This window comes from Staphylococcus condimenti, from assembly GCF_001618885.1.
GTDB lineage: Bacteria > Bacillota > Bacilli > Staphylococcales > Staphylococcaceae > Staphylococcus > Staphylococcus condimenti.
In genome coordinates, this window is record NZ_CP015114.1 from 31,377 (window position 1) to 54,063 (window position 22,687).

Consider the following 22,687-nt stretch of genomic DNA (forward strand, 5'->3'; position numbering starts at 1 on the left):
CTCTTTTAATTTAATATTTACGTCTCTTATCGTATCATATAATTAACTATAAGAAGAAGAAGGGTGAGCTTATGTTAGAAAAAGGAGAAAAATTTCCAGAATTTGCATTAGAAAATCAAGATGGTGAAGTCATCACCAATGAAACATTAAAAGGTAAAAAAGCGATTCTCTATTTTTATCCTAGAGATAATACACCAGGCTGTACAACTGAAGCATGTGACTTCCGAGATAATATGGCAATGTTCAACGATTTAGATATTGCTGTGTATGGCATAAGCGGAGATTCAAAAAAGAAACATCAAAATTTTATTGCTAAACATGATTTGAATTTTGATTTATTAGTAGATGAAGATTATAAATTAGCAGAGGAAACTGGTGTTTATCAATTGAAGAAGAGTTTTGGAAAAGAATCAATGGGTATCGTAAGAACAACATTTGTAATTGATGAAAATGGAATCGTAACGCATGTTATAGAAAAGGTAAAAGTTAAAGAACAAATGGATCAATTAAAAGAAATGTTGGGGTGATGAATTTGAAAGTTCTATCATTAAATAGATTGAAAGATGCTGAAAAAATGCTGGAGGATACATTTCCCGATGTAGAATTTGTTTTTCGCAAAAATGTAGATGAGATAGAAGAAGCGGATAAAAAAGACGCTGAAATAGTCATTGGCTATAGCGGTAAAGCCGATCAGAAATTCTTTGAGGAAATGCCCAAGTTAAGATGGGTTGCTTGGTATGCTGCAGGCGTGAATAAACTCCCTTTAGATTATTTTAAAGATAATAGTATCCTATTAACAAATGCTTCAGGTGTCCATGCTAAACAGATGAGTCAATTTATCTTTGCTTATATACTTGATGATTATAAAAAAATGGCTGTTTCAAGACGTAATCAAGAAAATAAAGTATATGATTCTAAACTTACAGGTGAGAGAGTAGATGGACAAACTATTCTTTTATTAGGAACTGGAACAATACCACGTAAAACAGCTCATTTAGCCCAAGCATTTGGAATGCATGTTGAAGGTGTAAATACTACAGGGCATCCAGTCGAAGAATTTGATAGAGTATATTCAATTAATGATTTGGACAAAGCGTTGCATTCAGCCGATGTTGTTGTCAATGTATTACCTGAAACAAAAGACACTTATCATTTATTAGAAGAAAAAGAATTTGAGGCGATGAAAGATAGTGCGTTATTTATTAATGTAGGAAGAGGCACAATTACTCCTGAGCAGACATTAATTAAAGCGCTCAACGATAAACAAATTCGACACGCTTATGCAGATGTGTTTGAAGATGAACCTTTAAGTAGCGATAGCCCGTTATATGATGTTGAAAATCTTACTATTACTGCACATATAACTGGCAACTATAAAGATAACTTTAAAGATGCTAGTGAAATATTTATTAAGAATTTCAAGCATTTTCTCAATGATGGTGATGTAATTGAGAATAAGGTTGATTTAAACAAAGGATATTAAGCAAATAAAGTACAATCATTGACATTTCGGTATTTCAACCGTTATATTTATAGTAAGTAATAATTATTATTAAGTAGAAAGACGGTGGATTAGATGAGTGCAGAAATGGAATCTATTGAACATCAATTAGAGGACTCGATTGCATCTTTAAGAAATGCCGGAATCAGAATTACACCGCAAAGACAAGCTATCTTAAGATTTTTGATTTCAAGTGATACTCATCCAACTGCAGATGAAATTTATCAGGCACTGTCACCAGATTTTCCTAACATTAGTGTTGCGACAATTTATAATAACTTGCGCGTGTTTAAGAAAACAGGTATTGTCAACGAACTGACATATGGAGATGCATCTAGTCGCTTTGATTTTAATACACATAATCATTATCACGTAATTTGTGAAAATTGCGGAAAGATCGTTGATTTTCATTATCCGCAACTTCATGAAGTGGAGCATTTAGCCCAGCATGTAACTGGTTTTAAAATATCCCATCACAGAATGGAAATTTATGGTTTATGTCCTGAGTGTCAGGAAAAAGATAACCAATAAGTTTTGAAATTAAATAACCGATTACTTTTCTAAAGGCGAACCTTATAAAAAGGTTCGCTTTTTTACTATATAAAGATGTAACAACAATAAGAATAGTAACGTTAAGTAAATATGAGTTGAAGCTAATTAAAAATTAGCAACTGGTTTTATTGAAGAAATACACGTAAAAGGAAAAGAGAACTGCATCGCAATTACACGAAATACAGTAATTCTTTATATATCTATGCAAACAACCACACTATAAGTAATATTATACAAAAATTATTTAAGATATTTATTGACTCACGAACTGTATCTTGATATGATGAATAGGTCGTTGAAACGGCACAGTAAATTTAACATTGAGATTTAAAAAGTTGAATTAAAAACTTTAACAAAGTGTAAATTTTACTATTGATTCTCAGTTACAAACATTATAAAATATTTATTGTTGAGAAAAACGAACGAGTTGAAACGAAAAAATAATTTTAAAAAAGTTCTTGACTCAGTTATCTCAAAGTGATATAATAGATAATTGTAACGCGAAAAAATGAACATTGAAAACTGAATGACAATATGTCAACGTTAATTCCAAATTAACAAACGTCTTAGACGTTTTAAAACAAATTAGTTTTTATGAGCTAGTCAAACAAATCATAACTTTTATGGAGAGTTTGATCCTGGCTCAGGATGAACGCTGGCGGCGTGCCTAATACATGCAAGTCGAGCGAACAGATGAGGAGCTTGCTCCTCTGACGTTAGCGGCGGACGGGTGAGTAACACGTGGGTAACCTACCTATAAGACTGGAACAACTCCGGGAAACCGGGGCTAATGCCGGATAATATGCGGAACCGCATGGTTCTGCAATGAAAGACGGTTTTGCTGTCACTTATAGATGGACCCGCGCCGTATTAGCTAGTTGGTAAGGTAACGGCTTACCAAGGCAACGATACGTAGCCGACCTGAGAGGGTGATCGGCCACACTGGAACTGAGACACGGTCCAGACTCCTACGGGAGGCAGCAGTAGGGAATCTTCCGCAATGGGCGAAAGCCTGACGGAGCAACGCCGCGTGAGTGATGAAGGTCTTCGGATCGTAAAACTCTGTTATTAGGGAAGAACAAGTGCGTAGGTAACTATGCGCACCTTGACGGTACCTAATCAGAAAGCCACGGCTAACTACGTGCCAGCAGCCGCGGTAATACGTAGGTGGCAAGCGTTATCCGGAATTATTGGGCGTAAAGCGCGCGTAGGCGGTTTTTTAAGTCTGATGTGAAAGCCCACGGCTCAACCGTGGAGGGTCATTGGAAACTGGAAAACTTGAGTGCAGAAGAGGAAAGTGGAATTCCATGTGTAGCGGTGAAATGCGCAGAGATATGGAGGAACACCAGTGGCGAAGGCGACTTTCTGGTCTGCAACTGACGCTGATGTGCGAAAGCGTGGGGATCAAACAGGATTAGATACCCTGGTAGTCCACGCCGTAAACGATGAGTGCTAAGTGTTAGGGGGTTTCCGCCCCTTAGTGCTGCAGCTAACGCATTAAGCACTCCGCCTGGGGAGTACGGCCGCAAGGCTGAAACTCAAAGGAATTGACGGGGACCCGCACAAGCGGTGGAGCATGTGGTTTAATTCGAAGCAACGCGAAGAACCTTACCAAATCTTGACATCCTTTGACCGCTCTAGAGATAGAGTCTTCCCCTTCGGGGGACAAAGTGACAGGTGGTGCATGGTTGTCGTCAGCTCGTGTCGTGAGATGTTGGGTTAAGTCCCGCAACGAGCGCAACCCTTAAGCTTAGTTGCCAGCATTAAGTTGGGCACTCTAAGTTGACTGCCGGTGACAAACCGGAGGAAGGTGGGGATGACGTCAAATCATCATGCCCCTTATGATTTGGGCTACACACGTGCTACAATGGACAGTACAAAGGGCAGCGAAACCGCGAGGTCAAGCAAATCCCATAAAGCTGTTCTCAGTTCGGATTGTAGTCTGCAACTCGACTACATGAAGCTGGAATCGCTAGTAATCGTAGATCAGCATGCTACGGTGAATACGTTCCCGGGTCTTGTACACACCGCCCGTCACACCACGAGAGTTCGTAACACCCGAAGCCGGTGGAGTAACCTTTTAGGAGCTAGCCGTCGAAGGTGGGACGAATGATTGGGGTGAAGTCGTAACAAGGTAGCCGTATCGGAAGGTGCGGCTGGATCACCTCCTTTCTAAGGATATATACGGAACGGTTTCAACAGAAACTGACGGAATAACGTGACATATTGTATTCAGTTTTGAATGTTTATTCATTCTTTTAAATGGGCCTATAGCTCAGCTGGTTAGAGCGCACGCCTGATAAGCGTGAGGTCGGTGGTTCGAGTCCACTTAGGCCCACCATTTAAATTTAATACATGTATGGGGGCTTAGCTCAGATGGGAGAGCGCCTGCTTTGCACGCAGGAGGTCAGCGGTTCGATCCCGCTAGTCTCCACCATATAAGATTTAAATTTGTACATTGAAAACTAGATAAGTAAGTAATAAATAGATTTTACCAAGCAAAACCGAGTGAATTAGAGTTTTAAAAGCTTTATTCATTTAAATGAATCGCTAGTAATCAATTTGCCGACGGCAAAGAAGATTACTCACATAATTAATAACGTGATTAAGTTATTAAGGGCGCACGGTGGATGCCTTGGCACTAGAAGCTGATGAAGGACGTTACTAACGACGATATGCTTTGGGTAGCTGTAAGTAAGCGTTGATCCAGAGATTTCCGAATGGGGGAACCCAGCACAAGTTATGTTGTGTTATCGACATGTGAATACATAGCATGTCTGAAGGCAGACGCGGAGAACTGAAACATCTTAGTACCCGCAGGAAGAGAAAGAAAACTCGATTCCCTGAGTAGCGGCGAGCGAAACGGGAAGAGCCCAAACCAATGAGCTTGCTCATTGGGGTTGTAGGACACTCTGTATGGAGTTACAAAAGAATCGATTAGACGAACCGTACTGGAAAGTTGGACCAGAGAAGGTAAAAGTCCTGTAGTCGAAAGTCGATTCTCTCCTGAGTGGATCCTGAGTACGACGGAGCACGTGGAATTCCGTCGGAATCCGGGAGGACCATCTCCCAAGGCTAAATACTCTCTAGTGACCGATAGTGAACCAGTACCGTGAGGGAAAGGTGAAAAGTACCCCGGAAGGGGAGTGAAAGAGAACTTGAAACCGTGTGCTTACAAGTAGTCAGAGCCCGTTAATGGGTGATGGCGTGCCTTTTGTAGAATGAACCGGCGAGTTACGATCTGATGCAAGGTTAAGCAGCGAATGCGGAGCCGCAGCGAAAGCGAGTCTGAACAGGGCGTTGAGTATTTGGTCGTAGACCCGAAACCAGGTGATCTACCCTTGGTCAGGTTGAAGTTCAGGTAACACTGAATGGAGGACCGAACCGACTTACGTTGAAAAGTGAGCGGATGAACTGAGGGTAGCGGAGAAATTCCAATCGAACCTGGAGATAGCTGGTTCTCTCCGAAATAGCTTTAGGGCTAGCCTCAAGTGATGATTGTTGGAGGTAGAGCACTGTTTGGACGAGGGGCCCTTCTCGGGTTACCGAATTCAGACAAACTCCGAATGCCAATCAATTTAACTTGGGAGTCAGAACGTGGGTGATAAGGTCCATGTTCGAAAGGGAAACAGCCCAGACCACCAGCTAAGGTCCCAAAATATATGTTAAGTGGCAAAGGATGTGGTATTGCCCAGACAACTAGGATGTTGGCTTAGAAGCAGCCATCATTTAAAGAGTGCGTAATAGCTCACTAGTCGAGTGACACTGCGCCGAAAATGTACCGGGGCTAAACATATTACCGAAGCTGTGGACTGTCCTTCGGACAGTGGTAGGAGAGCGTTCTAAGGGCGTCGAAGCATGATCGCAAGGACATGTGGAGCGCTTAGAAGTGAGAATGCCGGTGTGAGTAGCGAAAGATGGGTGAGAATCCCATCCACCGATTGACTAAGGTTTCCAGAGGAAGGCTCGTCCGCTCTGGGTTAGTCGGGTCCTAAGCCGAGGCCGACAGGCGTAGGCGATGGATAACAGGTTGATATTCCTGTACCGCCAATGATCGTTTTAAGCGATGGGGGGACACAGTAGGATAGGCGAAGCGTGCTGTTGGAGTGCACGTCCAAGCAGTAAGACTGAATGGTAGGCAAATCCGCCATTCTCAAGGTCAAGCTGTGATGGGGAGAGGAAACATGTTTTCCTCGAGTCGTTGATTTCACACTGTCGAGAAAAGCCTCTAGCTAGAGATTTGGCGCCCGTACCGCAAACCGACACAGGTAGTCAAGATGAGAATTCTAAGGTGAGCGAGAGAACTCTCGTTAAGGAACTCGGCAAAATGACCCCGTAACTTCGGGAGAAGGGGTGCTCTTTAGGGTTCACGCTCTGAAGAGCCGCAGTGAATAGGCCCAAGCGACTGTTTATCAAAAACACAGGTCTCTGCTAAACCGTAAGGTGATGTATAGGGGCTGACGCCTGCCCGGTGCTGGAAGGTTAAGAGGAGTGGTTAGCTTCTGCGAAGCTACGAATCGAAGCCCCAGTAAACGGCGGCCGTAACTATAACGGTCCTAAGGTAGCGAAATTCCTTGTCGGGTAAGTTCCGACCCGCACGAAAGGCGTAACGATTTGGGCACTGTCTCAACGAGAGACTCGGTGAAATCATAGTACCTGTGAAGATGCAGGTTACCCGCGACAGGACGGAAAGACCCCGTGGAGCTTTACTGTAGCCTGATATTGAAATTCGGCACAGCTTGTACAGGATAGGTAGGAGCCTTAGAAACGTGAGCGCCAGCTTACGTGGAGGCGTTGGTGGGATACTACCCTAGCTGTGTTGGATTTCTAACCCGCGCCATTAATCATGGCGGGAGACAGTGTCAGGCGGGCAGTTTGACTGGGGCGGTCGCCTCCTAAAGTGTAACGGAGGCGCTCAAAGGTTCCCTCAGAATGGTTGGAAATCATTCATAGAGTGTAAAGGCATAAGGGAGCTTGACTGCGAGACCTACAAGTCGAGCAGGGTCGAAAGACGGACTTAGTGATCCGGTGGTTCCGCATGGAAGGGCCATCGCTCAACGGATAAAAGCTACCCCGGGGATAACAGGCTTATCTCCCCCAAGAGTTCACATCGACGGGGAGGTTTGGCACCTCGATGTCGGCTCATCGCATCCTGGGGCTGTAGTCGGTCCCAAGGGTTGGGCTGTTCGCCCATTAAAGCGGTACGCGAGCTGGGTTCAGAACGTCGTGAGACAGTTCGGTCCCTATCCGTCGTGGGCGCAGGAAGTTTGAGAGGAGCTGTCCTTAGTACGAGAGGACCGGGATGGACATACCTCTGGTGTACCAGTTGTCGTGCCAACGGCATAGCTGGGTAGCTATGTATAGACGGGATAAGTGCTGAAAGCATCTAAGCATGAAGCCCCCCTCAAGATGAGACTTCCCAACTTCGGTTATAAGATCCCTCAAAGATGATGAGGTTAATAGGTTCGGGGTGGAAGCATAGCGATATGTGGAGCTGACGAATACTAATCGATCGAAGACTTAATCCAATTTCAAGTTTTGACTGGTTGAATTGACAATTACTTACTATCTAGTTTTGAATGTATAATCATTCTATTGTCTGGTGACAATGGCAAAGAGGTCACACCTGTTCCCATGCCGAACACAGTAGTTAAGCTCTTTAGCGCCGATGGTAGTCGAACTTACGTTCCGCAAGAGTAGGACGTTGCCAGGCAATTATATAATGGAGAATTAGCTCAGCTGGGAGAGCATCTGCCTTACAAGCAGAGGGTCGGCGGTTCGAACCCGTCATTCTCCACCATTTTAAATAGCCGGCCTAGCTCAACTGGTAGAGCAACTGACTTGTAATCAGTAGGTTGGGGGTTCAAGTCCTCTGGCCGGCACCATCTCAGAGCCATTAGCTCAGTTGGTAGAGCATCTGACTTTTAATCAGAGGGTCAGAGGTTCGAATCCTCTATGGCTCACCATTTGAATAGCGGGTGTGGCGGAATTGGCAGACGCACTAGACTTAGGATCTAGCGCCGCAAGGCGTGGGGGTTCGACTCCCTTCACCCGCATTTGCAGAAGTAGTTCAGCGGTAGAATACGACCTTGCCAAGGTCGGGGTCGCGGGTTCGAATCCCGTCTTCTGCTCCATTATTTTTGCCGGGGTGGCGGAACTGGCAGACGCACAGGACTTAAAATCCTGCGATAAGTGATTATCGTACCGGTTCGATTCCGGTCCTCGGCACCAATTAAATAATGCGCCCGTAGCTCAACTGGATAGAGCGTTTGACTACGGATCAAGAGGTTATGGGTTCGACTCCTATCGGGCGCGCTTTATTTCTACGGGAAGTAGCTCAGCTTGGTAGAGCACTTGGTTTGGGACCAAGGGGTCGTAGGTTCGAATCCTGTCTTCCCGATAACCTTAGAATAATATGGGGGCTTAGCTCAGCTGGGAGAGCGCCTGCTTTGCACGCAGGAGGTCAGCGGTTCGATCCCGCTAGTCTCCACCATATTTATTATTTACAACATAACTTTACAATGGCGGTGTAGCTCAGCTGGCTAGAGCGTACGGTTCATACCCGTGAGGTCGGGGGTTCGATCCCCTCCACCGCCACTCATTATTAGTTGTAGAATTATATATTGGACCTTTAGCTCAGTTGGTTAGAGCTAACGGCTCATAACCGTTCGGTCGCAGGTTCGAGTCCTGCAAGGTCCATATAATTTTTTTGGAGGAATACCCAAGTCCGGCTGAAGGGATCGGTCTTGAAAACCGACAGGGGCTTAACGGCTCGCGGGGGTTCGAATCCCTCTTCCTCCGCCATTATAATTTTATTACCGCGGGATGGAGCAGTTCGGTAGCTCGTCGGGCTCATAACCCGAAGGTCGGTGGTTCAAATCCGCCTCCCGCAATTTTATTATGTCTGGTCTCGTAGTGTAGCGGTTAACACGCCTGCCTGTCACGCAGGAGATCGCGGGTTCGATTCCCGTCGAGACCGCCATTATAATTTAATATTTTGTGGTTCAGTAGCTCAGTTGGTAGAGCAATGGATTGAAGCTCCATGTGTCGGCAGTTCGACTCTGTCCTGAACCACCATTTTAAGCCGGCCTAGCTCAACTGGTAGAGCAACTGACTTGTAATCAGTAGGTTGGGGGTTCAAGTCCTCTGGCCGGCACCATCTCTGGAGGGGTAGCGAAGTGGCTAAACGCGGCGGACTGTAAATCCGCTCCTTCGGGTTCGGCAGTTCGAATCTGCCCCCCTCCACCATCTTAATTTAATAGGGGCATAGTTCAACGGTAGAATAGAGGTCTCCAAAACCTTTGATGTGGGTTCGATTCCTACTGCCCCTGCCATGGCGACTGTGGTGAAGTGGTTAACACATCGGATTGTGGTTCCGACACTCGTGGGTTCGATTCCCATCAGTCGCCCTTTAATATTAATGGGCTATAGCCAAGCGGTAAGGCAACGGACTTTGACTCCGTCACTCACTGGTTCGAATCCAGTTAGCCCAGTTACTTTGGCGGCATAGCCAAGTGGTAAGGCCAAGGTCTGCAAAACCTTTATTCACCGGTTCAAATCCGGTTGCCGCCTCCATGAAATTTGCGGGAGTAGTTCAACATTTAGAACACGTTCCTTCCCGGAACGAGGTATAGGTGTAAATCCTATCTTCCGCTCCATTTAATTTATGCGGGAATAGTTCAACTTTCAGAACACGTTCCTTCCCGGAACGAGGTATAGGTGTAAATCCTATTTTCCGCTCCATAAAATATGCGGGAGTATTTCAACTTTCAGAATTCATTCCTTCCCGGAATGAGGTATAGGTGTAAATCCTATCTTCCGCTCCATAAAATATGCGGGAGTAGTTCAACTCTTAGAACACGTTCCTTCCCGGAACGAGGTATAGGTGTAAATCCTATCTTCCGCTCCATATTATGCCGGCGTGGCGGAATTGGCAGACGCGCGGGACTCAAAATCCCGTTCCAGTCAATGGAGTGTCGGTTCGACCCCGACCGCCGGTACTGAAAGAATAATACTACGTATTGTTCGAAAAGCAGAAACGTTATCTTGTGTAGCGTTTCTGCTTTTTTTTACGCTTAATTATGGATATTACAAATTTACATTGTAGCTTGTGATAGTTTGTTATAGAATATTATACATAGTTTAAGAACGAAGGGAACATTTATAACTCATGGCTAAATCAGAAATGAATGTGAAAGTATTTTTTAGTAATATTTTAAATGCTGTAGGGGCAGGTGTAGTAATTGCTTTATTACCTAATGCGTTGCTAGGTGAGCTTCTAAAGTTCTTTAAAGATGGAAATGAATACTTAGAAGTTATTTATCAAATTGTTATTGTTATTCAATCTTTTATGGCATTTATTGTTGGGATCTTAGCAGCTCATCAGTTTAAATTTAGTGGTGCAGGAGCTGCAATGATCGGAACCTCTGCAATGATAGGCTCAGGAGCAGTTGTGATCACCAAGGAAGGTATTGCATTAAAAGGCATTGGCGACATTATTAATATCATTGTTGTAATAATGATTGCTTGCTTATTGTTTTTACTACTATCAGGAAGATTAGGTTCACTTGAAATGATATTACTTCCAGTGATTATTCCTGTTGTTTCAGGCTTTTTAGGTTTGATTACTTTACCTTATATTTCGCATATAACAAAAGCGATTGGAAGTTTGATTAATTCCTTTACAGAGTTGAATCCATTATTAATGAGTATATTAATTTCTATAACATATTCACTATTAATGGTCACGCCGATTTCATTAGTAGCGATTGCTACAGCAATCGGTTTAACTGGTCTAGGAAGTGGAGCAGCAAATTTAGGTATTGTTGCTGCATGTATTACTTTCTTATGGGGCTCATTACGTGTCAATAAATTGGGAGTAAATCTTATTCTTATTATTGGTGCTGCGAAAATGATGATACCAGTTTATTTTAAACATTTAATTATTGCCGTACCTCTGATATTAAATGGTCTAATTACTGGAATTATTGCTTATGTACTAAAAGTCCAAGGAACACCGATGTCAGCTGGCTTTGGATATACAGGATTAGTCGGACCTATCAATGCATTTTCGCGTATGCAAGGGGATCCTACAACGAATATTATTTTATTAGCTTTCGGATATTTTATAATACCATTTGTTTTAGGTTTTTTAGTTCATCAACTTTGTAAAAAAGTAATTCCTGGTTATAATGATGATATTTATAAATTTGAATTACCCAAAGATTAATTATAAAAATATCGCTCATCTGTTACAGACAGATGGGCTTTTTTATTTGAAGCTCTAGTACGATGAAATAATCTGAAAATTTGAAATTATTTATTGCATATTAATACGTTTATATGTATAATAATTCTGTAACCAGGAGGGGTGTAGTTATGACAAGTAATAAATTATTTAAAACATTAGTAACCGTAACTTGTTTGCTTTTGACATTTACTTTAGTTTTTGGAAGTTTTGGATCTAAAGCAAACGCAGCATCACAAGATAAAACATGGGAAAAAATCAAAAAGAGAGGTGTGTTAAAGGTTGGATTATCAGCTGATTATGCACCGTTAGAATTTGAAAGTCATAAAAACGGAAAGCGTGAGTATGTAGGTATAGATATAGAAATTGCTAAAAAAATCGCAAAAGATAACGGGTTGAAATTAGAAATTGTGAACATGAACTTTGACAGTTTGTTAGGTGCTTTAAAGACTGGGAAAATAGATATGATTATTTCAGGAATGACGCCCACACCAGAGCGTAAAAAAGAAGTAGACTTTTCTGATTCATATTTAAAATCTGGACAGACTATGGTCGTGAAAAAGACAAATATCGATAAGTACAAATCTTTAAAGGACTTTGCAAACAAACGTATAGGTGCACAAAAACAGACAACACAAGAAGAACTTGCAAAAAACGAAATTGAAAATGCAGACATACAATCAATGACACGTTTGCCAGAAGTAATAATGGCTTTAAAAAGCGGAAAAACAGATGGTGCGATTATTGAAGGACCTGTGGCAGAAGCATATTTACAACAAAATCCTGAACTCGGTTTTGCAAAAGTAAAATTTTCAGAGCCAGATAAAGATACTTGTATCGCTTTGCCAAAAGAATCACCTGTATTCTTAGATAAATTAAATACCTCAATTAAAGATATCAAAGATAAAGGGTTAATAGATAAATATAAAGAAACTGCAGCGCAAGCTATGGAAGATGATGGGAACTTCTTTACAAAATACAGCTCATTTTTTGTGACTGGTATTAAAAATACAATTTTAATCTCGATTATAGGAGTAGTCTTAGGTGCTGTTTTCGGTGCATTACTTGCATTGATGAAATTAAGTACATTTAAGCCTTTAAAATGGTTAGCAACAATTTATATAGAATTCATTAGAGGTACACCATTACTTGTTCAAGTATTCTTAGTTTTCTTCGGTACAACAGCTGCATTAGGATTGAATATTTCGGCAATGATATGCGGAATGATTGCCATGGTTATTAACTGTTCAGCCTATATTGCTGAAATTATTAGAGCAGGTATCAACGCGGTGGATAAGGGACAAACTGAAGCATCCAGAAGTTTAGGGTTGAGTTATGGTCAAACGATGAAAACGATTATTTTACCTCAAGCGATCAAGAATATTTTACCAGCCTTAGGTAATGAGTTTGTCACAGTTATAAAAGAATCATCAATTGTATCAGTAATTGGAGTTAGTGAAATCATGTTTAATGCGCAAGTAGTTCAGGGGGCATCTTTTGATCCATTTACACCTTTATTAGTTGCAGCAATTTTATACTTCATTTTGACATTTGTTTTATCAAGAGTGATGTATTTCTTTGAAGGGAGAATGAAAGTCAGTGATTAATATAAAACAACTTAAAAAAAGTTTTGGAACAAATGATGTGTTGAAAGATATCAATTTAAATGTAGAGAATGGGGAAGTAGTTGCAATAATCGGACCATCTGGCGGCGGGAAAAGCACTTTGCTTAGATGTATAAATTTATTAGAACAACCTGATAGCGGTGAGATTATTTTTGAAGGGGATAACATATTAAATAAAAATGTAAACTTGAATCACTTACGTCAGAAAATGGGTATGGTTTTCCAAAGCTTCAATTTATTTCCTCATAAAACAGTAAGAGAAAATATTATGTTAGCACCACAATTATTAAAAAAGAATGATACTTCATCTTTAAAAATAGAAGCAGAAGAATTATTGAAAAAAGTAGGGTTAGAAGATAAAGGAGACAGCTATCCTTCTCAACTTTCTGGAGGCCAAAAACAAAGAGTAGCAATTGCACGTGCCTTAGCTATGCATCCAGATGTACTGTTATTTGATGAACCAACTTCGGCGCTTGATCCTGAGGTTGTGGGGGATGTATTGCATGTTATGAAAGAATTGGCAAAAGAAGGCATGACAATGGTGGTTGTAACACATGAAATGAACTTTGCACGTGATGTGAGCGATAAGGTTATATTTATGGCAGACGGCGTTGTAGCAGAGTCTGGAACGCCAGAAGAAATATTTGAGCATCCAACAAATGAAAGAACAAAACAATTTTTACAACGTGTACTTAATTAAATATTGATAAAGCTTACTTAGACTGTTGTGTAAAATACAGCAGTCTTTTTCTATGAATTTATCGTTCGAAGCATGGTAAGTTGTGTTAAAATACAAAATGGACGATTTAAATGGAGGCATTATGTTGGATTATAAACAATTAAAAAAAGATATTATTGAATATGCCTATCAAATTGGAATTGACAGCATAGGATTTACAACAGCAGATCCATTTGATGAATTAAAGCAGAAACTAGTTGATTATCACGCCAAAGGTTATGCATCTGGGTTTGAAGAATCTGATATTGAATTACGTGTAAATCCCAAATTATCAATGCCTACAGCACGGTCAATTATAGCAATTGCTGTAGGTTACCCCAATAAATTAAAAGGTGCTCCGCGAAGTGTCAGGGGAGACCGCAGAGGAATGTTTGCAAGAGCCTCATGGGGACAAGACTATCATACAATTATGCGCAAACGTTTGGATAAATTAGCAGAATATATAAAAACGCGAGTTCCAGATGTTGAAATGTTATCGATGGTCGATACAGGTGTTTTATCAGACAGAGCAGTAGCAGAACGAGCAGGGCTAGGTTACACAGGAAGAAACGGCTTTGTAATTAATCCTGACTTAGGCACATGGACATATTTAGGGGAGATGCTTGTAAGCATTCCTTTTGAACCTGACGACCCGCTTCTAGACAGTTGCGGCGACTGTACAATTTGTGTCGATCGTTGTCCTACTGGAGCATTAGTCGGAGACGGCCAATTAAATAGCCAAAAATGTATTAGTTTTTTAACCCAAACAAAAGGTTATCTCCCAGATGACTATCGTTCTAAAATCGGCAATAGACTTTATGGATGTGATACTTGCCAGCAAGTATGTCCTCGAAATCGCGGTATCAATACAGAACAAGACGACATCGTATTAGAACCTGAAATTTTAAAACCGCGACTTATTCCATTATTACAAATGAGCAATAAAGAATTTAAAAATACGTATGGCCATTTAGCAGGTGCATGGAGAGGCAAAAAGCCGATTCAGCGTAATGCTATCATTGCTTTAGCGCATTTTAAAGAGGAAACAGCTATACCAGAATTGAAAGAAGTGGCAATCAATGATCCGCGCCCAATGATTCGCGGTACAGCATATTGGGCAATTGGACAAATTGCTGGAGAAAGTGAGCGAGACTTTATTGAACAGCATTTAGCAGATGAGCTTGATGAAGTTCAAAAAGAAATGGTAAAAGGATTAGAAAAGAGGAATTAAGAAAAATGACAAATCATGTCGTGTTATTTCAACCGGAAATCCCTGCAAACACAGGGAATATAGCAAGAACTTGTGCAGGTACAAATACACATTTGCATCTTATTAAACCATTAGGATTCAGTACAGATGATAAAATGTTAAAACGTGCAGGTCTTGATTATTGGGAGCATGTTAATATTACTTATTATGAAAATATAGAACAGTTTTTTGACCAAACAGAAGGGCATTATTATTTAATCACTAAATTCGGTGCTACAACCTTTACAGACTTTGATTATTCAGACCCTGAAGAAGAACATTATTTTGTTTTTGGGCGTGAAACAACAGGTTTGCCAGATTGGGTCAAAGAAAAATATCATGATACTGCTTTAAGAATTCCGATGAACGATCATATTCGTTCATTGAATTTATCAAATACAGCAGCAATTTTAGTATATGAAGCTTTAAGACAACAAAATTATCCAGGTATGCATTAAGAAAAAACTCTAGATAGATGAAATTAAATAATGATATCGGTATAATTAAGATAAACATATAAATTATGCTGCGGGTTTATATATAAATTCGATAGGGTATTAAAAATATCAATGGGTATAATTAAATGCACGGGATTCAAATTATTCCGTTATAGTAAGTAGGAATCTGTGTGATTCTTTTTCTTGCTTGTGAAAGTATACATTGAATCAATATACTAACTGAGAACAATTAGAGGAGTGTACATTTATGGCAATGAACTTTAAAGTTTTTCCATCAGCAGATACAACTGCACGTTATGCTGCAGATATAATTAGAAAGCAATTTAATAACAATCCTACAACAATTATGGGTGTACATTTAGCAGATGATAATGCACCTGTACTTGAAGACTTGAAACAAAATGTTTTAAGACATCCAGTAGATTTCAGCCAAGTTAACATATTTGATTATGACGAGAACAAGTCATATTATGAAACTCTAGGCGTGCCTGCAACTCAAATTTATGAATTATCATATAATGATAATCCAGTTGAAAAAATTGAAGAAAATATCAAATCTAAAGAAAATAAAGCAAAATTCACAATGCAAGTTTTATCAATTAACAGCAAAGGTGAATTAGATGTGTCTGTTAAAACTGGTTTAATGCCAGCAAGAGAAATTATTCTTGTAATTACAGGTGCTGAAAAAGCTGACCTTGTTAAAAAATTATATGAGGAAAACGGTAATTCAAGTTATGTACCATCAGACTTAAAAGCACATCGCATGGTAAATGTTCTATTAGATGAAGCTGCAGCAAAAGGTCTGCCTGAAGATGTACGTCAGTATTTTACTGAACGCTTCGCTTAATAAAGTATAAATTGATAATTCTCCGGCAAGGGACTTGGTGTTTCTTAACCAATTGCTTGTCGGATTTTTATTTGTTTTTATACTGCATTTCATATATATTTTAAGAAGTGATTAATAAAAGAAAGGATGCATTAACGTAATGCAGAACTTACATAAGCATTGGAAATTATTGATGATATTGACAGTCATAGTCGGACTTTTATCCATTAAAGGGTTTCCTATTGCATTAGGTGCACTTTATTTACCTGTTTTATTCCGTGTTGTTAAATTACAAATGAACTTATCAAAAGGACTCATAAATGAAAGAGATCCTCAAATGTTTATTAAGAGTAATCAAAAAGGTGTTATTATCAGTGTTGTATGTTGTATTGCTATAACTTTTATTTTAATGAAAGCAATTAGTGATTTTTATGCTGGTTTAACAGGTTTTTTAGGCACTTTAATCGCAATTAGTCCAGTGACATTAGCCATAAGTATCATATTATATATTCTTTCTGCTATTGCTGTTATACAAGCAGTTAAACTGCATTTTGGCAATAATAAAATAGTAGACTAAAAAATGACTGAGTATGAGACGTGGAAGTTTCTGCTCAGTTTTTTGTTACATTATGCTATTTTCAGAGAATTTTGAACTATAAATGAAAGCGTTAACGTTATAGAGATTTTAATATAAATAATTTAATGCTATACTGAAATTAAATATCACTCAAAAAGGGGAGAAAAGTCAAATGTCAGTAAGAATTGAACATGATACTTTCGGAGAAATCGAAGTACCCGGCGATAAATTTTGGGGTGCTCAAACAGAACGAAGCAAACGTAATTTCCCAGTTGGAAAAGAACGTATGCCGATTGAAGTGGTTTATGGTTTTGCACAATTAAAACGCGCAGCTGCTTTAGCAAACTATGATTTAGGCAAATTAAGCGAAGCTAAAAAAGAAGCAATTATATTTGCATGCGATCGTGTAATCAAAGGGGAATTAGATGAACACTTCCCATTAGTTGTATGGCAAACAGGAAGCGGTACACAAAGTAATATGAATGTAAACGAAGTAGTCAGCTATGTAGCTAATGACTATTTGAAAAAGCACGGCAGTGAAGAAACAGTTCATCCAAATGATGATGTGAATAAATCTCAAAGTTCAAATGATACTTTCCCAACTGCTATGCATGTTGCTTTATATCATGAAATTGAATCAAATCTTGAACCAGCATTAAAACAATTACGTGATACTTTTGAGAAAAAAGAAAAAGATTTCCATGACATCATTAAAATCGGTCGTACACATTTACAAGATGCGACACCGATTCGTCTTGGTCAAGAAATCAGCGGATGGCGTTATATGCTAGACAAATGTGATGAATTATTAAAAGAGTCTAAAGCACATTTATTAAACTTAGCAATTGGCGGTACTGCAGTAGGTACAGGTATCAATGCGCATCCCGAATTTGGTGATCGTGTTGCTGAAAAAATTAAAGAAAATACAGGTTATCCTTTTGTATCATCAGAAAATAAATTCCATGCATTAACAGCACATGACGAAGTCGTACAATTACACGGCACATTAAAAGCCTTAGCTGCTGACTTAATGAAGATTGCAAATGATGTACGCTGGTTAGCTTCTGGTCCGCGTGCTGGACTTGCTGAAATCAGTATTCCAGAAAATGAACCAGGATCATCTATCATGCCAGGTAAAGTAAACCCTACACAATGTGAAATGTTAACAATGGTAGCAGTTCAAGTTATGGGTAATGACACTGTTGTAGGTATTGCAGCATCTCAAGGTAATTTTGAATTGAATGTATTCAAACCTGTTATTATGAATGACACATTACAATCAATTTATCTTTTAGCAGATGGTATGAGAACATTTGACGAAAACTGCGCCCAAGGAATCGAACCGATTGAAGAAAATATTGATCAATATTTGAATCGTTCACTAATGCTTGTTACAGCGTTAAATCCACATATTGGTTATGAAAAAGCAGCTTCAATTGCTAAAAATGCACACAAAAAAGGTATCACTTTAAAACAATCTGCAATTGATTCAGGTTACTTAACTGAAGAACAATTTGATGAATGGATTAAACCTGAAAATATGGTTGAACCTAACGCTTAATGGATACAAATAAGAAGCCGTGCTCCTTTGAGGGGGCGCGGCTTCTTTCTTATTTTTCATCATCTAATGAAACTGAGATTTTTTCTTTTGTTAGTGGGTGTGTGAATTCAATTTGATGACTATGCAATTGCAACTGTCTTAATTTAGAATCTCCATAAAGCGGATCACCTAAGACAGGGTGGCCAATAGCAGCTAAATGCACACGGATTTGATGTGTACGTCCAGTATCGAGTTTGATGTCTAATTCGCATTCATTTTCTTTAATCATTCTAGAATTTAAAATATGTGTAATTGCATGTTGGCCAGTTGGTGAAACACGACGGCGATTTGAATGGAATTTATCTTTTCCAATCGGTTTATCAATTGTCTGCGGCTTCAAAGGCAGCTGGCTTTTGACACGTGCTTTATAAATTCTAGAGATTTGATTATCTTCCAACATACGATCTAATAACTTTTTCATCAATGGGTTTTTAGCTACGATTAATAGACCGACAGTTTCTTGATCTAAACGATGAATGGGTTCTGCATAATCACTATCAATTGTGTAAATGACATGATTCATTAAGGTGTTGCTTTCTTTTAGATCATTTGGATGTGTTTTAACACCTTTAGGTTTTTTAATAATCGCAATGTCATCGTCTTCGTAGAATACTTCAGCATAGCGATAACTTGGCAAATAATTACTTTTTTCATCAGGAGTCGGAATATATGCAGTATCACCTGTTTGCACTTTATCCGTTAATTTTGCTTCATCATTATTGATTTTGATATCTTTTGACATATTAAGTTGGTGTAATTCTTTTTTGGGCAACTTAACGTCTTGGAAAATTTCTCGTAAAGAATAGTTATTATATTGTTCAGGTACTTTAAATTTCATAGTTTCCTCCCTCAATCATTACTTCTTATCATAACACAATTTGACTTTCTAAAGAGAGTCGAAACAATAGAATACTATCGTTCATTGTTTCAAGAAGGTATAATAAAGTAAAGTTGGTTAACGAAAGGGATGAGTAGATGGTTAAACCTACACGTCTGGCATTATTGAAAGAAATAGCTGAATATTTGAATGAAGAGACTGAAATCTATGCGATGATGCATGGTGCTTTAAAACGTTTAATTGAGGGCAGCTCTTTTTCTACAGGATGGATTTTCTTTATAAATGCAGATGGTATTCAAGAAATGGTAGCGGATTACCATCTTCCTCAATCGCTTATGAAGGAAGATTGCAAAAGCATGAGCGAAGGTACTTGTTGGTGTGTTCAAGCTTATAATAGCCAGCGATTGACGAAAGCTTCAAACATTATACATTGCTCGAGAATCAGTGCAGCTAATAAGAAATATCATAATGAATCGGAAGGCATAACACATCATGCAACAGTACCGCTTCGCTCAGGCAATGAAAAATTCGGGTTATTAAATGTTGCCTCTCCATATACAGAAAAATATTCTGAAGAAGATTTGGAACTGCTCGAATCAGTTGCTTTTCAAATCGGTTCAACAATTAAACGTATTGAACTGACAAATCAAGAAAAAGAAGCTGCCCGTTTGAATGAAAGAAACCGATTAGCGCGTGATTTACATGATTCAGTTAATCAGATGTTGTTTTCATTAAAAATAACTGCACACGCAGCATATGGAATGACAGATGAACCCATTGCTAAAAAAGCATTTCAAACTATAGAAACAACTAGCCAACAAGCTGTAAATGAAATGCGTGCATTAATATGGCAATTGAAACCCGTTGGATTAGAACATGGTCTTGTAAGTGCAGTAAAGCGTTACTGCGAATTGATTGGCATACAGCCTAAAATACATGTAGAAGGTCTGATAAATTTATCCAGCAGTATAGAAGAGCATGTATATAGAATTGTGCAAGAAGCGGTAAATAATATCAAAAAGCATGCGCAGACAGATAACGTTGATATAAAATTGATACAAGAGAATAATATATTTACCGTCAGTATCAGCGACCAAGGAACAGGGTTTAATTCCGAATTTATAAGTGAAGAATCGCATGGCATACACAATATGAAACAAAGAATTAAACAAATCCATGGGGAATTGGATATACAATCTACTATAGGCAAAGGGACTCATATAAGTATGAAGATTCCTGTGATTAGAATAGATAAGGAGTAAAAAAATGGCAAATCGCGTAACATTAATAGATGATCATTACATCGTTAGACAAGGTTTAGAGTTTTTAATTTCTACCATAGAAGATTTAACGATTGAAGGATCCTATTCAAATGGAAAACAGTTCTTTGAAGAATTAAAAGCACAAAATATACAACCTGATATTGTACTACTAGATCTTGTTATGCCTGAAATGAATGGAATAGAAGTAACCGAAAAATTAAAAAAAGAGTATCCATCTATTAAAATTTTAGTTTTAACAAGTTATGCAGATGATGAGCATGTGATTTCAGCAATCAATAAAGGTGCAGATGGCTATGAAATGAAAGATGTAGAACCAGATGTGCTTATTGAATCTATACATAAAGTGTTAGAAGGCGCTAAGATAATACACCCAGAAGTACAAAAGGTAATTGAGGATGTGGCTAAAAAACCCCACCACATTAACAAGTTATCTAATCGAGAAACAGAAGTATTAAAAGAAATGGCTAAAGGTAAAACGAATAAAGAAATTGCTGAAACATTATTTGTTTCAGAAAAAACAGTGAAGACACATGTGAGTCATATATTTTCAAAATTACAGGTTACAGATAGAACACAAGCAGCAATTTATGCAATGGAAAATAAATTAATTTAATTTATATTGAAGCGTGCTCATAATGCAATAATAAAGCAATTATGAGCACGTTTCTTATTTGTATAAATTTTCACAAATAAAATATTGTTTCCCTTTTCAGAAAAATCTGATTATAATATAATTATAGGATTCAAGGGGGGATGGAAAATGAAAAGTAAACACTTAACATTAAATATCGTGATTGCTCTTATTTTAGGGATTGTTATTGGTTCTATCTGTGATATATTTGCGCAGTCAGGTACAGTTAAGTTTATTGACCAATATTTCTTTAATACTGTGGGTCAGATTTTCTTAAACTTAATTTTTATGCTTGTAGTACCAGTAGTGTTTGTTTCAATTGTACTAGGTGTTGTAGGGGTAGGTGACCCTAAGTTATTAGGAGGAATTGGTTTAAAGACACTTATTTTCTTCTTATGTACAACAGCCATCGCAATAACGATTGCAATACTTTTAGCATTAGCAGTAAAACCAGGTGCCGGCCATTCTGATTTAATGAAAAGTGCAGATGTATCATCTTATCAAAAAACATTAGATAAACAGAATGAAGGGGCAGAAGCACCGGCCAAACAAACTTTTGATCAAACATTAATTAACTTATTCCCAAAAAATCCAATTGAAGCTATGACACAAGGTAATATGCTGCAGGTTATTACTTTTTCAATCTTCATTGGGATAGGAATTATGGTTATGGGAGAAAAAGCAATTATTGTAAAACAATTTTTCGAACAGTTTAATGATGTATTGATGTATATTATATCAATGATTATGACAGTTTTTGCTCCAATCGGAACGTTCTGTTTAGTTGCTCATGCATTCACTGGAGCAGGATTAGGTGCAATTAAACAATTAGGGTTATACTTCATTGTTGTGCTTGTAGCACTCATCTTACATTTCTTCCTTATTTATGGAGGTACAATTAAATTCTTAGCTAAAGATAGTCCGATTAAATTCTTTAAAGGGTTTATACCGGCGATTACAATAGGATTCGGTGGTTCTAGTTCAAATGCTGCATTACCTGTTTCAATGGAATGTACGAAAAAAATGGGGGTGCGTCCAGAAATTGCTTCATTTGTTCAACCACTAGGCGCAACAATTAATATGGATGGTACAGCAATAATGCAAGGGGTTGCAACAATATTTATTGCTCAGATATCAGGTGCCCAATTATCAATTGTACAAATATTAACAGTAATCGTTATAGCAGTTGTAGCAAGTATAGGTACTGCAGGTGTTCCAGGTGTGGGATTAATTATGCTTGCGATGGTTTTAACAGCTGTCGATTTAAATCCGGCAGCAATTGGTATCATTATAGGTATAGATAGACTATTAGATATGACAAGAACTGCGGTTAATATAACAGGTGATGCTGCATGCGCATTTATGATTTCAAAACAAGAAGATAGAAAACTGGCGAAGAAAACAAGCTAATTAATAAGACTAGGATACAGAAATAATCTGTATTTTAGTCTTTTTCTATGTTATCTGATAGATTTAATTGGGTTTAAAAGTCCTTTTTTAAGGTAAAATTAAATTAAAATAAAAAAATGACTTGAAAAAACGATAAGATTCGCCATAATAGAGATTGAAGTATATTACCCCT

The 22,687-nt window shown here is 38.6% G+C and carries 15 protein-coding genes, 27 tRNA genes and 3 rRNA genes; 44 read left to right on the forward strand and 1 reads right to left on the reverse strand.

Features of this window, described 5'->3' with window-relative positions; genetic code table 11:
* Positions 1 to 71 precede the first annotated feature (71 nt).
* From bcp to fumC, 41 genes are all read left to right on the forward strand, one after another.
* Complete coding sequence (bcp, locus tag A4G25_RS00170; RefSeq protein ID WP_047133003.1) at positions 72 to 527, forward strand: thioredoxin-dependent thiol peroxidase; 456 nt, start codon at positions 72 to 74, stop codon at positions 525 to 527.
* A 5-nt stretch (positions 528 to 532) separates the two neighbouring features.
* Positions 533 to 1,483 (forward strand): phosphoglycerate dehydrogenase, encoded by a 951-nt coding sequence (locus tag A4G25_RS00175; protein WP_047133002.1) that lies wholly within the window; start codon positions 533 to 535, stop codon positions 1,481 to 1,483.
* Positions 1,484 to 1,576: 93 nt separating this feature from the next.
* Positions 1,577 to 2,032: a peroxide-responsive transcriptional repressor PerR gene (perR, locus tag A4G25_RS00180; protein ID WP_047133001.1), complete on the forward strand. Its 456-nt coding sequence runs from the start codon at positions 1,577 to 1,579 to the stop codon at positions 2,030 to 2,032.
* A 641-nt stretch (positions 2,033 to 2,673) separates the two neighbouring features.
* Positions 2,674 to 4,225, forward strand: a 16S ribosomal RNA gene (locus A4G25_RS00185).
* Positions 4,226 to 4,317: 92 nt separating this feature from the next.
* Positions 4,318 to 4,394 (forward strand) — tRNA-Ile (locus tag A4G25_RS00190).
* 20 nt (positions 4,395 to 4,414) lie between these two features.
* Positions 4,415 to 4,490 (forward strand) — tRNA-Ala (locus A4G25_RS00195).
* 166 nt (positions 4,491 to 4,656) lie between these two features.
* Positions 4,657 to 7,581, forward strand: a 23S ribosomal RNA gene (locus A4G25_RS00200).
* Positions 7,582 to 7,651: 70 nt separating this feature from the next.
* Positions 7,652 to 7,766, forward strand: a 5S ribosomal RNA gene (rrf, locus tag A4G25_RS00205).
* Together the 16S, 23S and 5S rRNA genes with 27 tRNA genes alongside form the textbook arrangement of a ribosomal RNA operon.
* 11 nt (positions 7,767 to 7,777) lie before the next feature.
* Positions 7,778 to 7,853 (forward strand) — tRNA-Val (locus tag A4G25_RS00210).
* A gap of 9 nt (positions 7,854 to 7,862) precedes the next feature.
* A tRNA-Thr gene (locus A4G25_RS00215) sits at positions 7,863 to 7,938 on the forward strand.
* A 5-nt stretch (positions 7,939 to 7,943) separates the two neighbouring features.
* A tRNA-Lys gene (locus tag A4G25_RS00220) sits at positions 7,944 to 8,019 on the forward strand.
* Between the two features lie 8 nt (positions 8,020 to 8,027).
* Positions 8,028 to 8,109: transfer RNA gene (locus A4G25_RS00225), tRNA-Leu, on the forward strand.
* 3 nt (positions 8,110 to 8,112) lie between these two features.
* Positions 8,113 to 8,187, forward strand: a tRNA-Gly gene (locus tag A4G25_RS00230).
* An 8-nt stretch (positions 8,188 to 8,195) separates the two neighbouring features.
* Positions 8,196 to 8,284, forward strand: a tRNA-Leu gene (locus A4G25_RS00235).
* 10 nt (positions 8,285 to 8,294) lie between these two features.
* Positions 8,295 to 8,368: transfer RNA gene (locus A4G25_RS00240), tRNA-Arg, on the forward strand.
* 11 nt (positions 8,369 to 8,379) lie between these two features.
* A tRNA-Pro gene (locus A4G25_RS00245) sits at positions 8,380 to 8,453 on the forward strand.
* A gap of 17 nt (positions 8,454 to 8,470) precedes the next feature.
* Positions 8,471 to 8,546 (forward strand) — tRNA-Ala (locus A4G25_RS00250).
* A gap of 30 nt (positions 8,547 to 8,576) precedes the next feature.
* Positions 8,577 to 8,650: transfer RNA gene (locus tag A4G25_RS00255), tRNA-Met, on the forward strand.
* A gap of 28 nt (positions 8,651 to 8,678) precedes the next feature.
* Positions 8,679 to 8,752: transfer RNA gene (locus A4G25_RS00260), tRNA-Ile, on the forward strand.
* 12 nt (positions 8,753 to 8,764) lie between these two features.
* Positions 8,765 to 8,857 (forward strand) — tRNA-Ser (locus A4G25_RS00265).
* 15 nt (positions 8,858 to 8,872) lie between these two features.
* Positions 8,873 to 8,946 (forward strand) — tRNA-Met (locus A4G25_RS00270).
* Between the two features lie 13 nt (positions 8,947 to 8,959).
* Positions 8,960 to 9,035, forward strand: a tRNA-Asp gene (locus A4G25_RS00275).
* A gap of 19 nt (positions 9,036 to 9,054) precedes the next feature.
* Positions 9,055 to 9,130, forward strand: a tRNA-Phe gene (locus A4G25_RS00280).
* A 6-nt stretch (positions 9,131 to 9,136) separates the two neighbouring features.
* Positions 9,137 to 9,212, forward strand: a tRNA-Thr gene (locus A4G25_RS00285).
* Positions 9,213 to 9,217: 5 nt separating this feature from the next.
* Positions 9,218 to 9,301, forward strand: a tRNA-Tyr gene (locus tag A4G25_RS00290).
* Positions 9,302 to 9,313: 12 nt separating this feature from the next.
* Positions 9,314 to 9,387, forward strand: a tRNA-Trp gene (locus tag A4G25_RS00295).
* Between the two features lie 2 nt (positions 9,388 to 9,389).
* A tRNA-His gene (locus A4G25_RS00300) sits at positions 9,390 to 9,462 on the forward strand.
* A gap of 12 nt (positions 9,463 to 9,474) precedes the next feature.
* A tRNA-Gln gene (locus A4G25_RS00305) sits at positions 9,475 to 9,546 on the forward strand.
* A 7-nt stretch (positions 9,547 to 9,553) separates the two neighbouring features.
* A tRNA-Cys gene (locus tag A4G25_RS00310) sits at positions 9,554 to 9,628 on the forward strand.
* A gap of 8 nt (positions 9,629 to 9,636) precedes the next feature.
* Positions 9,637 to 9,711: transfer RNA gene (locus A4G25_RS12910), tRNA-Gly, on the forward strand.
* A 10-nt stretch (positions 9,712 to 9,721) separates the two neighbouring features.
* Positions 9,722 to 9,796, forward strand: a tRNA-Gly gene (locus tag A4G25_RS12915).
* A 91-nt stretch (positions 9,797 to 9,887) separates the two neighbouring features.
* Positions 9,888 to 9,962 (forward strand) — tRNA-Gly (locus A4G25_RS12920).
* 6 nt (positions 9,963 to 9,968) lie between these two features.
* A tRNA-Leu gene (locus A4G25_RS00315) sits at positions 9,969 to 10,053 on the forward strand.
* A gap of 170 nt (positions 10,054 to 10,223) precedes the next feature.
* Entirely contained in the window at positions 10,224 to 11,282 is a 1,059-nt protein-coding gene (locus A4G25_RS00320) for a PTS sugar transporter subunit IIC (protein ID WP_047132965.1), read from the forward strand.
* A gap of 149 nt (positions 11,283 to 11,431) precedes the next feature.
* Complete coding sequence (locus tag A4G25_RS00325; protein ID WP_103163169.1) at positions 11,432 to 12,907, forward strand: ABC transporter substrate-binding protein/permease; 1,476 nt, start codon at positions 11,432 to 11,434, stop codon at positions 12,905 to 12,907.
* On the forward strand, positions 12,900 to 13,625 hold the full coding sequence (locus tag A4G25_RS00330; protein ID WP_047132966.1) for an amino acid ABC transporter ATP-binding protein: 726 nt from the start codon (positions 12,900 to 12,902) through the stop codon (positions 13,623 to 13,625). The genes A4G25_RS00325 and A4G25_RS00330 overlap by 8 nt, the downstream gene beginning before the upstream one ends.
* A 124-nt stretch (positions 13,626 to 13,749) precedes the next feature.
* Complete coding sequence (gene queG, locus A4G25_RS00335) at positions 13,750 to 14,874, forward strand: tRNA epoxyqueuosine(34) reductase QueG (RefSeq protein ID WP_047132967.1); 1,125 nt, start codon at positions 13,750 to 13,752, stop codon at positions 14,872 to 14,874.
* 5 nt (positions 14,875 to 14,879) lie between these two features.
* Entirely contained in the window at positions 14,880 to 15,350 is a 471-nt protein-coding gene (gene trmL, locus A4G25_RS00340) for a tRNA (uridine(34)/cytosine(34)/5-carboxymethylaminomethyluridine(34)-2'-O)-methyltransferase TrmL (protein ID WP_047132968.1), read from the forward strand.
* A gap of 247 nt (positions 15,351 to 15,597) precedes the next feature.
* Positions 15,598 to 16,197, forward strand: a complete 600-nt coding sequence (locus A4G25_RS00345; RefSeq protein ID WP_047132969.1) for a 6-phosphogluconolactonase — start codon at positions 15,598 to 15,600, stop codon at positions 16,195 to 16,197.
* Positions 16,198 to 16,336: 139 nt separating this feature from the next.
* Positions 16,337 to 16,753 (forward strand): hypothetical protein, encoded by a 417-nt coding sequence (locus A4G25_RS00350; protein WP_047132970.1) that lies wholly within the window; start codon positions 16,337 to 16,339, stop codon positions 16,751 to 16,753.
* A gap of 172 nt (positions 16,754 to 16,925) precedes the next feature.
* Positions 16,926 to 18,314 (forward strand): class II fumarate hydratase, encoded by a 1,389-nt coding sequence (gene fumC, locus A4G25_RS00355; RefSeq protein WP_047132971.1) that lies wholly within the window; start codon positions 16,926 to 16,928, stop codon positions 18,312 to 18,314.
* 49 nt (positions 18,315 to 18,363) lie between these two features.
* Here fumC and A4G25_RS00360 read toward each other — a convergent pair whose 3' ends face one another.
* Complete coding sequence (locus A4G25_RS00360; RefSeq protein ID WP_047132972.1) at positions 18,364 to 19,191, reverse strand: RluA family pseudouridine synthase; 828 nt, start codon at positions 19,189 to 19,191, stop codon at positions 18,364 to 18,366.
* A 137-nt stretch (positions 19,192 to 19,328) separates the two neighbouring features.
* Here A4G25_RS00360 and A4G25_RS00365 point away from each other — a divergent pair, with 137 nt between their 5' ends.
* From A4G25_RS00365 to A4G25_RS00375, 3 genes are all read left to right on the forward strand, one after another.
* Complete coding sequence (locus A4G25_RS00365; protein ID WP_047132973.1) at positions 19,329 to 20,453, forward strand: GAF domain-containing sensor histidine kinase; 1,125 nt, start codon at positions 19,329 to 19,331, stop codon at positions 20,451 to 20,453.
* A gap of 4 nt (positions 20,454 to 20,457) precedes the next feature.
* Complete coding sequence (locus A4G25_RS00370; protein WP_047132974.1) at positions 20,458 to 21,087, forward strand: response regulator; 630 nt, start codon at positions 20,458 to 20,460, stop codon at positions 21,085 to 21,087.
* A gap of 147 nt (positions 21,088 to 21,234) precedes the next feature.
* Positions 21,235 to 22,515: a dicarboxylate/amino acid:cation symporter gene (locus tag A4G25_RS00375; protein WP_047132975.1), complete on the forward strand. Its 1,281-nt coding sequence runs from the start codon at positions 21,235 to 21,237 to the stop codon at positions 22,513 to 22,515.
* Positions 22,516 to 22,687: the final 172 nt, after the last annotated feature.

Coding starts and splice junctions, on each gene's coding strand:
- bcp (WP_047133003.1), top strand. CDS start 72: ATGTTAGAAAAAGGAGAAAAATTTCCAGAATTTGCATTAGAAAATCAA.
- perR (WP_047133001.1), top strand. CDS start 1,577: ATGAGTGCAGAAATGGAATCTATTGAACATCAATTAGAGGACTCGATT.
- A4G25_RS00320 (WP_047132965.1), top strand. CDS start 10,224: ATGGCTAAATCAGAAATGAATGTGAAAGTATTTTTTAGTAATATTTTA.
- A4G25_RS00325 (WP_103163169.1), top strand. CDS start 11,432: ATGACAAGTAATAAATTATTTAAAACATTAGTAACCGTAACTTGTTTG.
- trmL (WP_047132968.1), top strand. CDS start 14,880: ATGACAAATCATGTCGTGTTATTTCAACCGGAAATCCCTGCAAACACA.
- A4G25_RS00345 (WP_047132969.1), top strand. CDS start 15,598: ATGGCAATGAACTTTAAAGTTTTTCCATCAGCAGATACAACTGCACGT.
- A4G25_RS00350 (WP_047132970.1), top strand. CDS start 16,337: ATGCAGAACTTACATAAGCATTGGAAATTATTGATGATATTGACAGTC.
- fumC (WP_047132971.1), top strand. CDS start 16,926: ATGTCAGTAAGAATTGAACATGATACTTTCGGAGAAATCGAAGTACCC.
- A4G25_RS00360 (WP_047132972.1), bottom strand. CDS start 19,191: ATGAAATTTAAAGTACCTGAACAATATAATAACTATTCTTTACGAGAA.
- A4G25_RS00365 (WP_047132973.1), top strand. CDS start 19,329: ATGGTTAAACCTACACGTCTGGCATTATTGAAAGAAATAGCTGAATAT.
- A4G25_RS00370 (WP_047132974.1), top strand. CDS start 20,458: ATGGCAAATCGCGTAACATTAATAGATGATCATTACATCGTTAGACAA.
- A4G25_RS00375 (WP_047132975.1), top strand. CDS start 21,235: ATGAAAAGTAAACACTTAACATTAAATATCGTGATTGCTCTTATTTTA.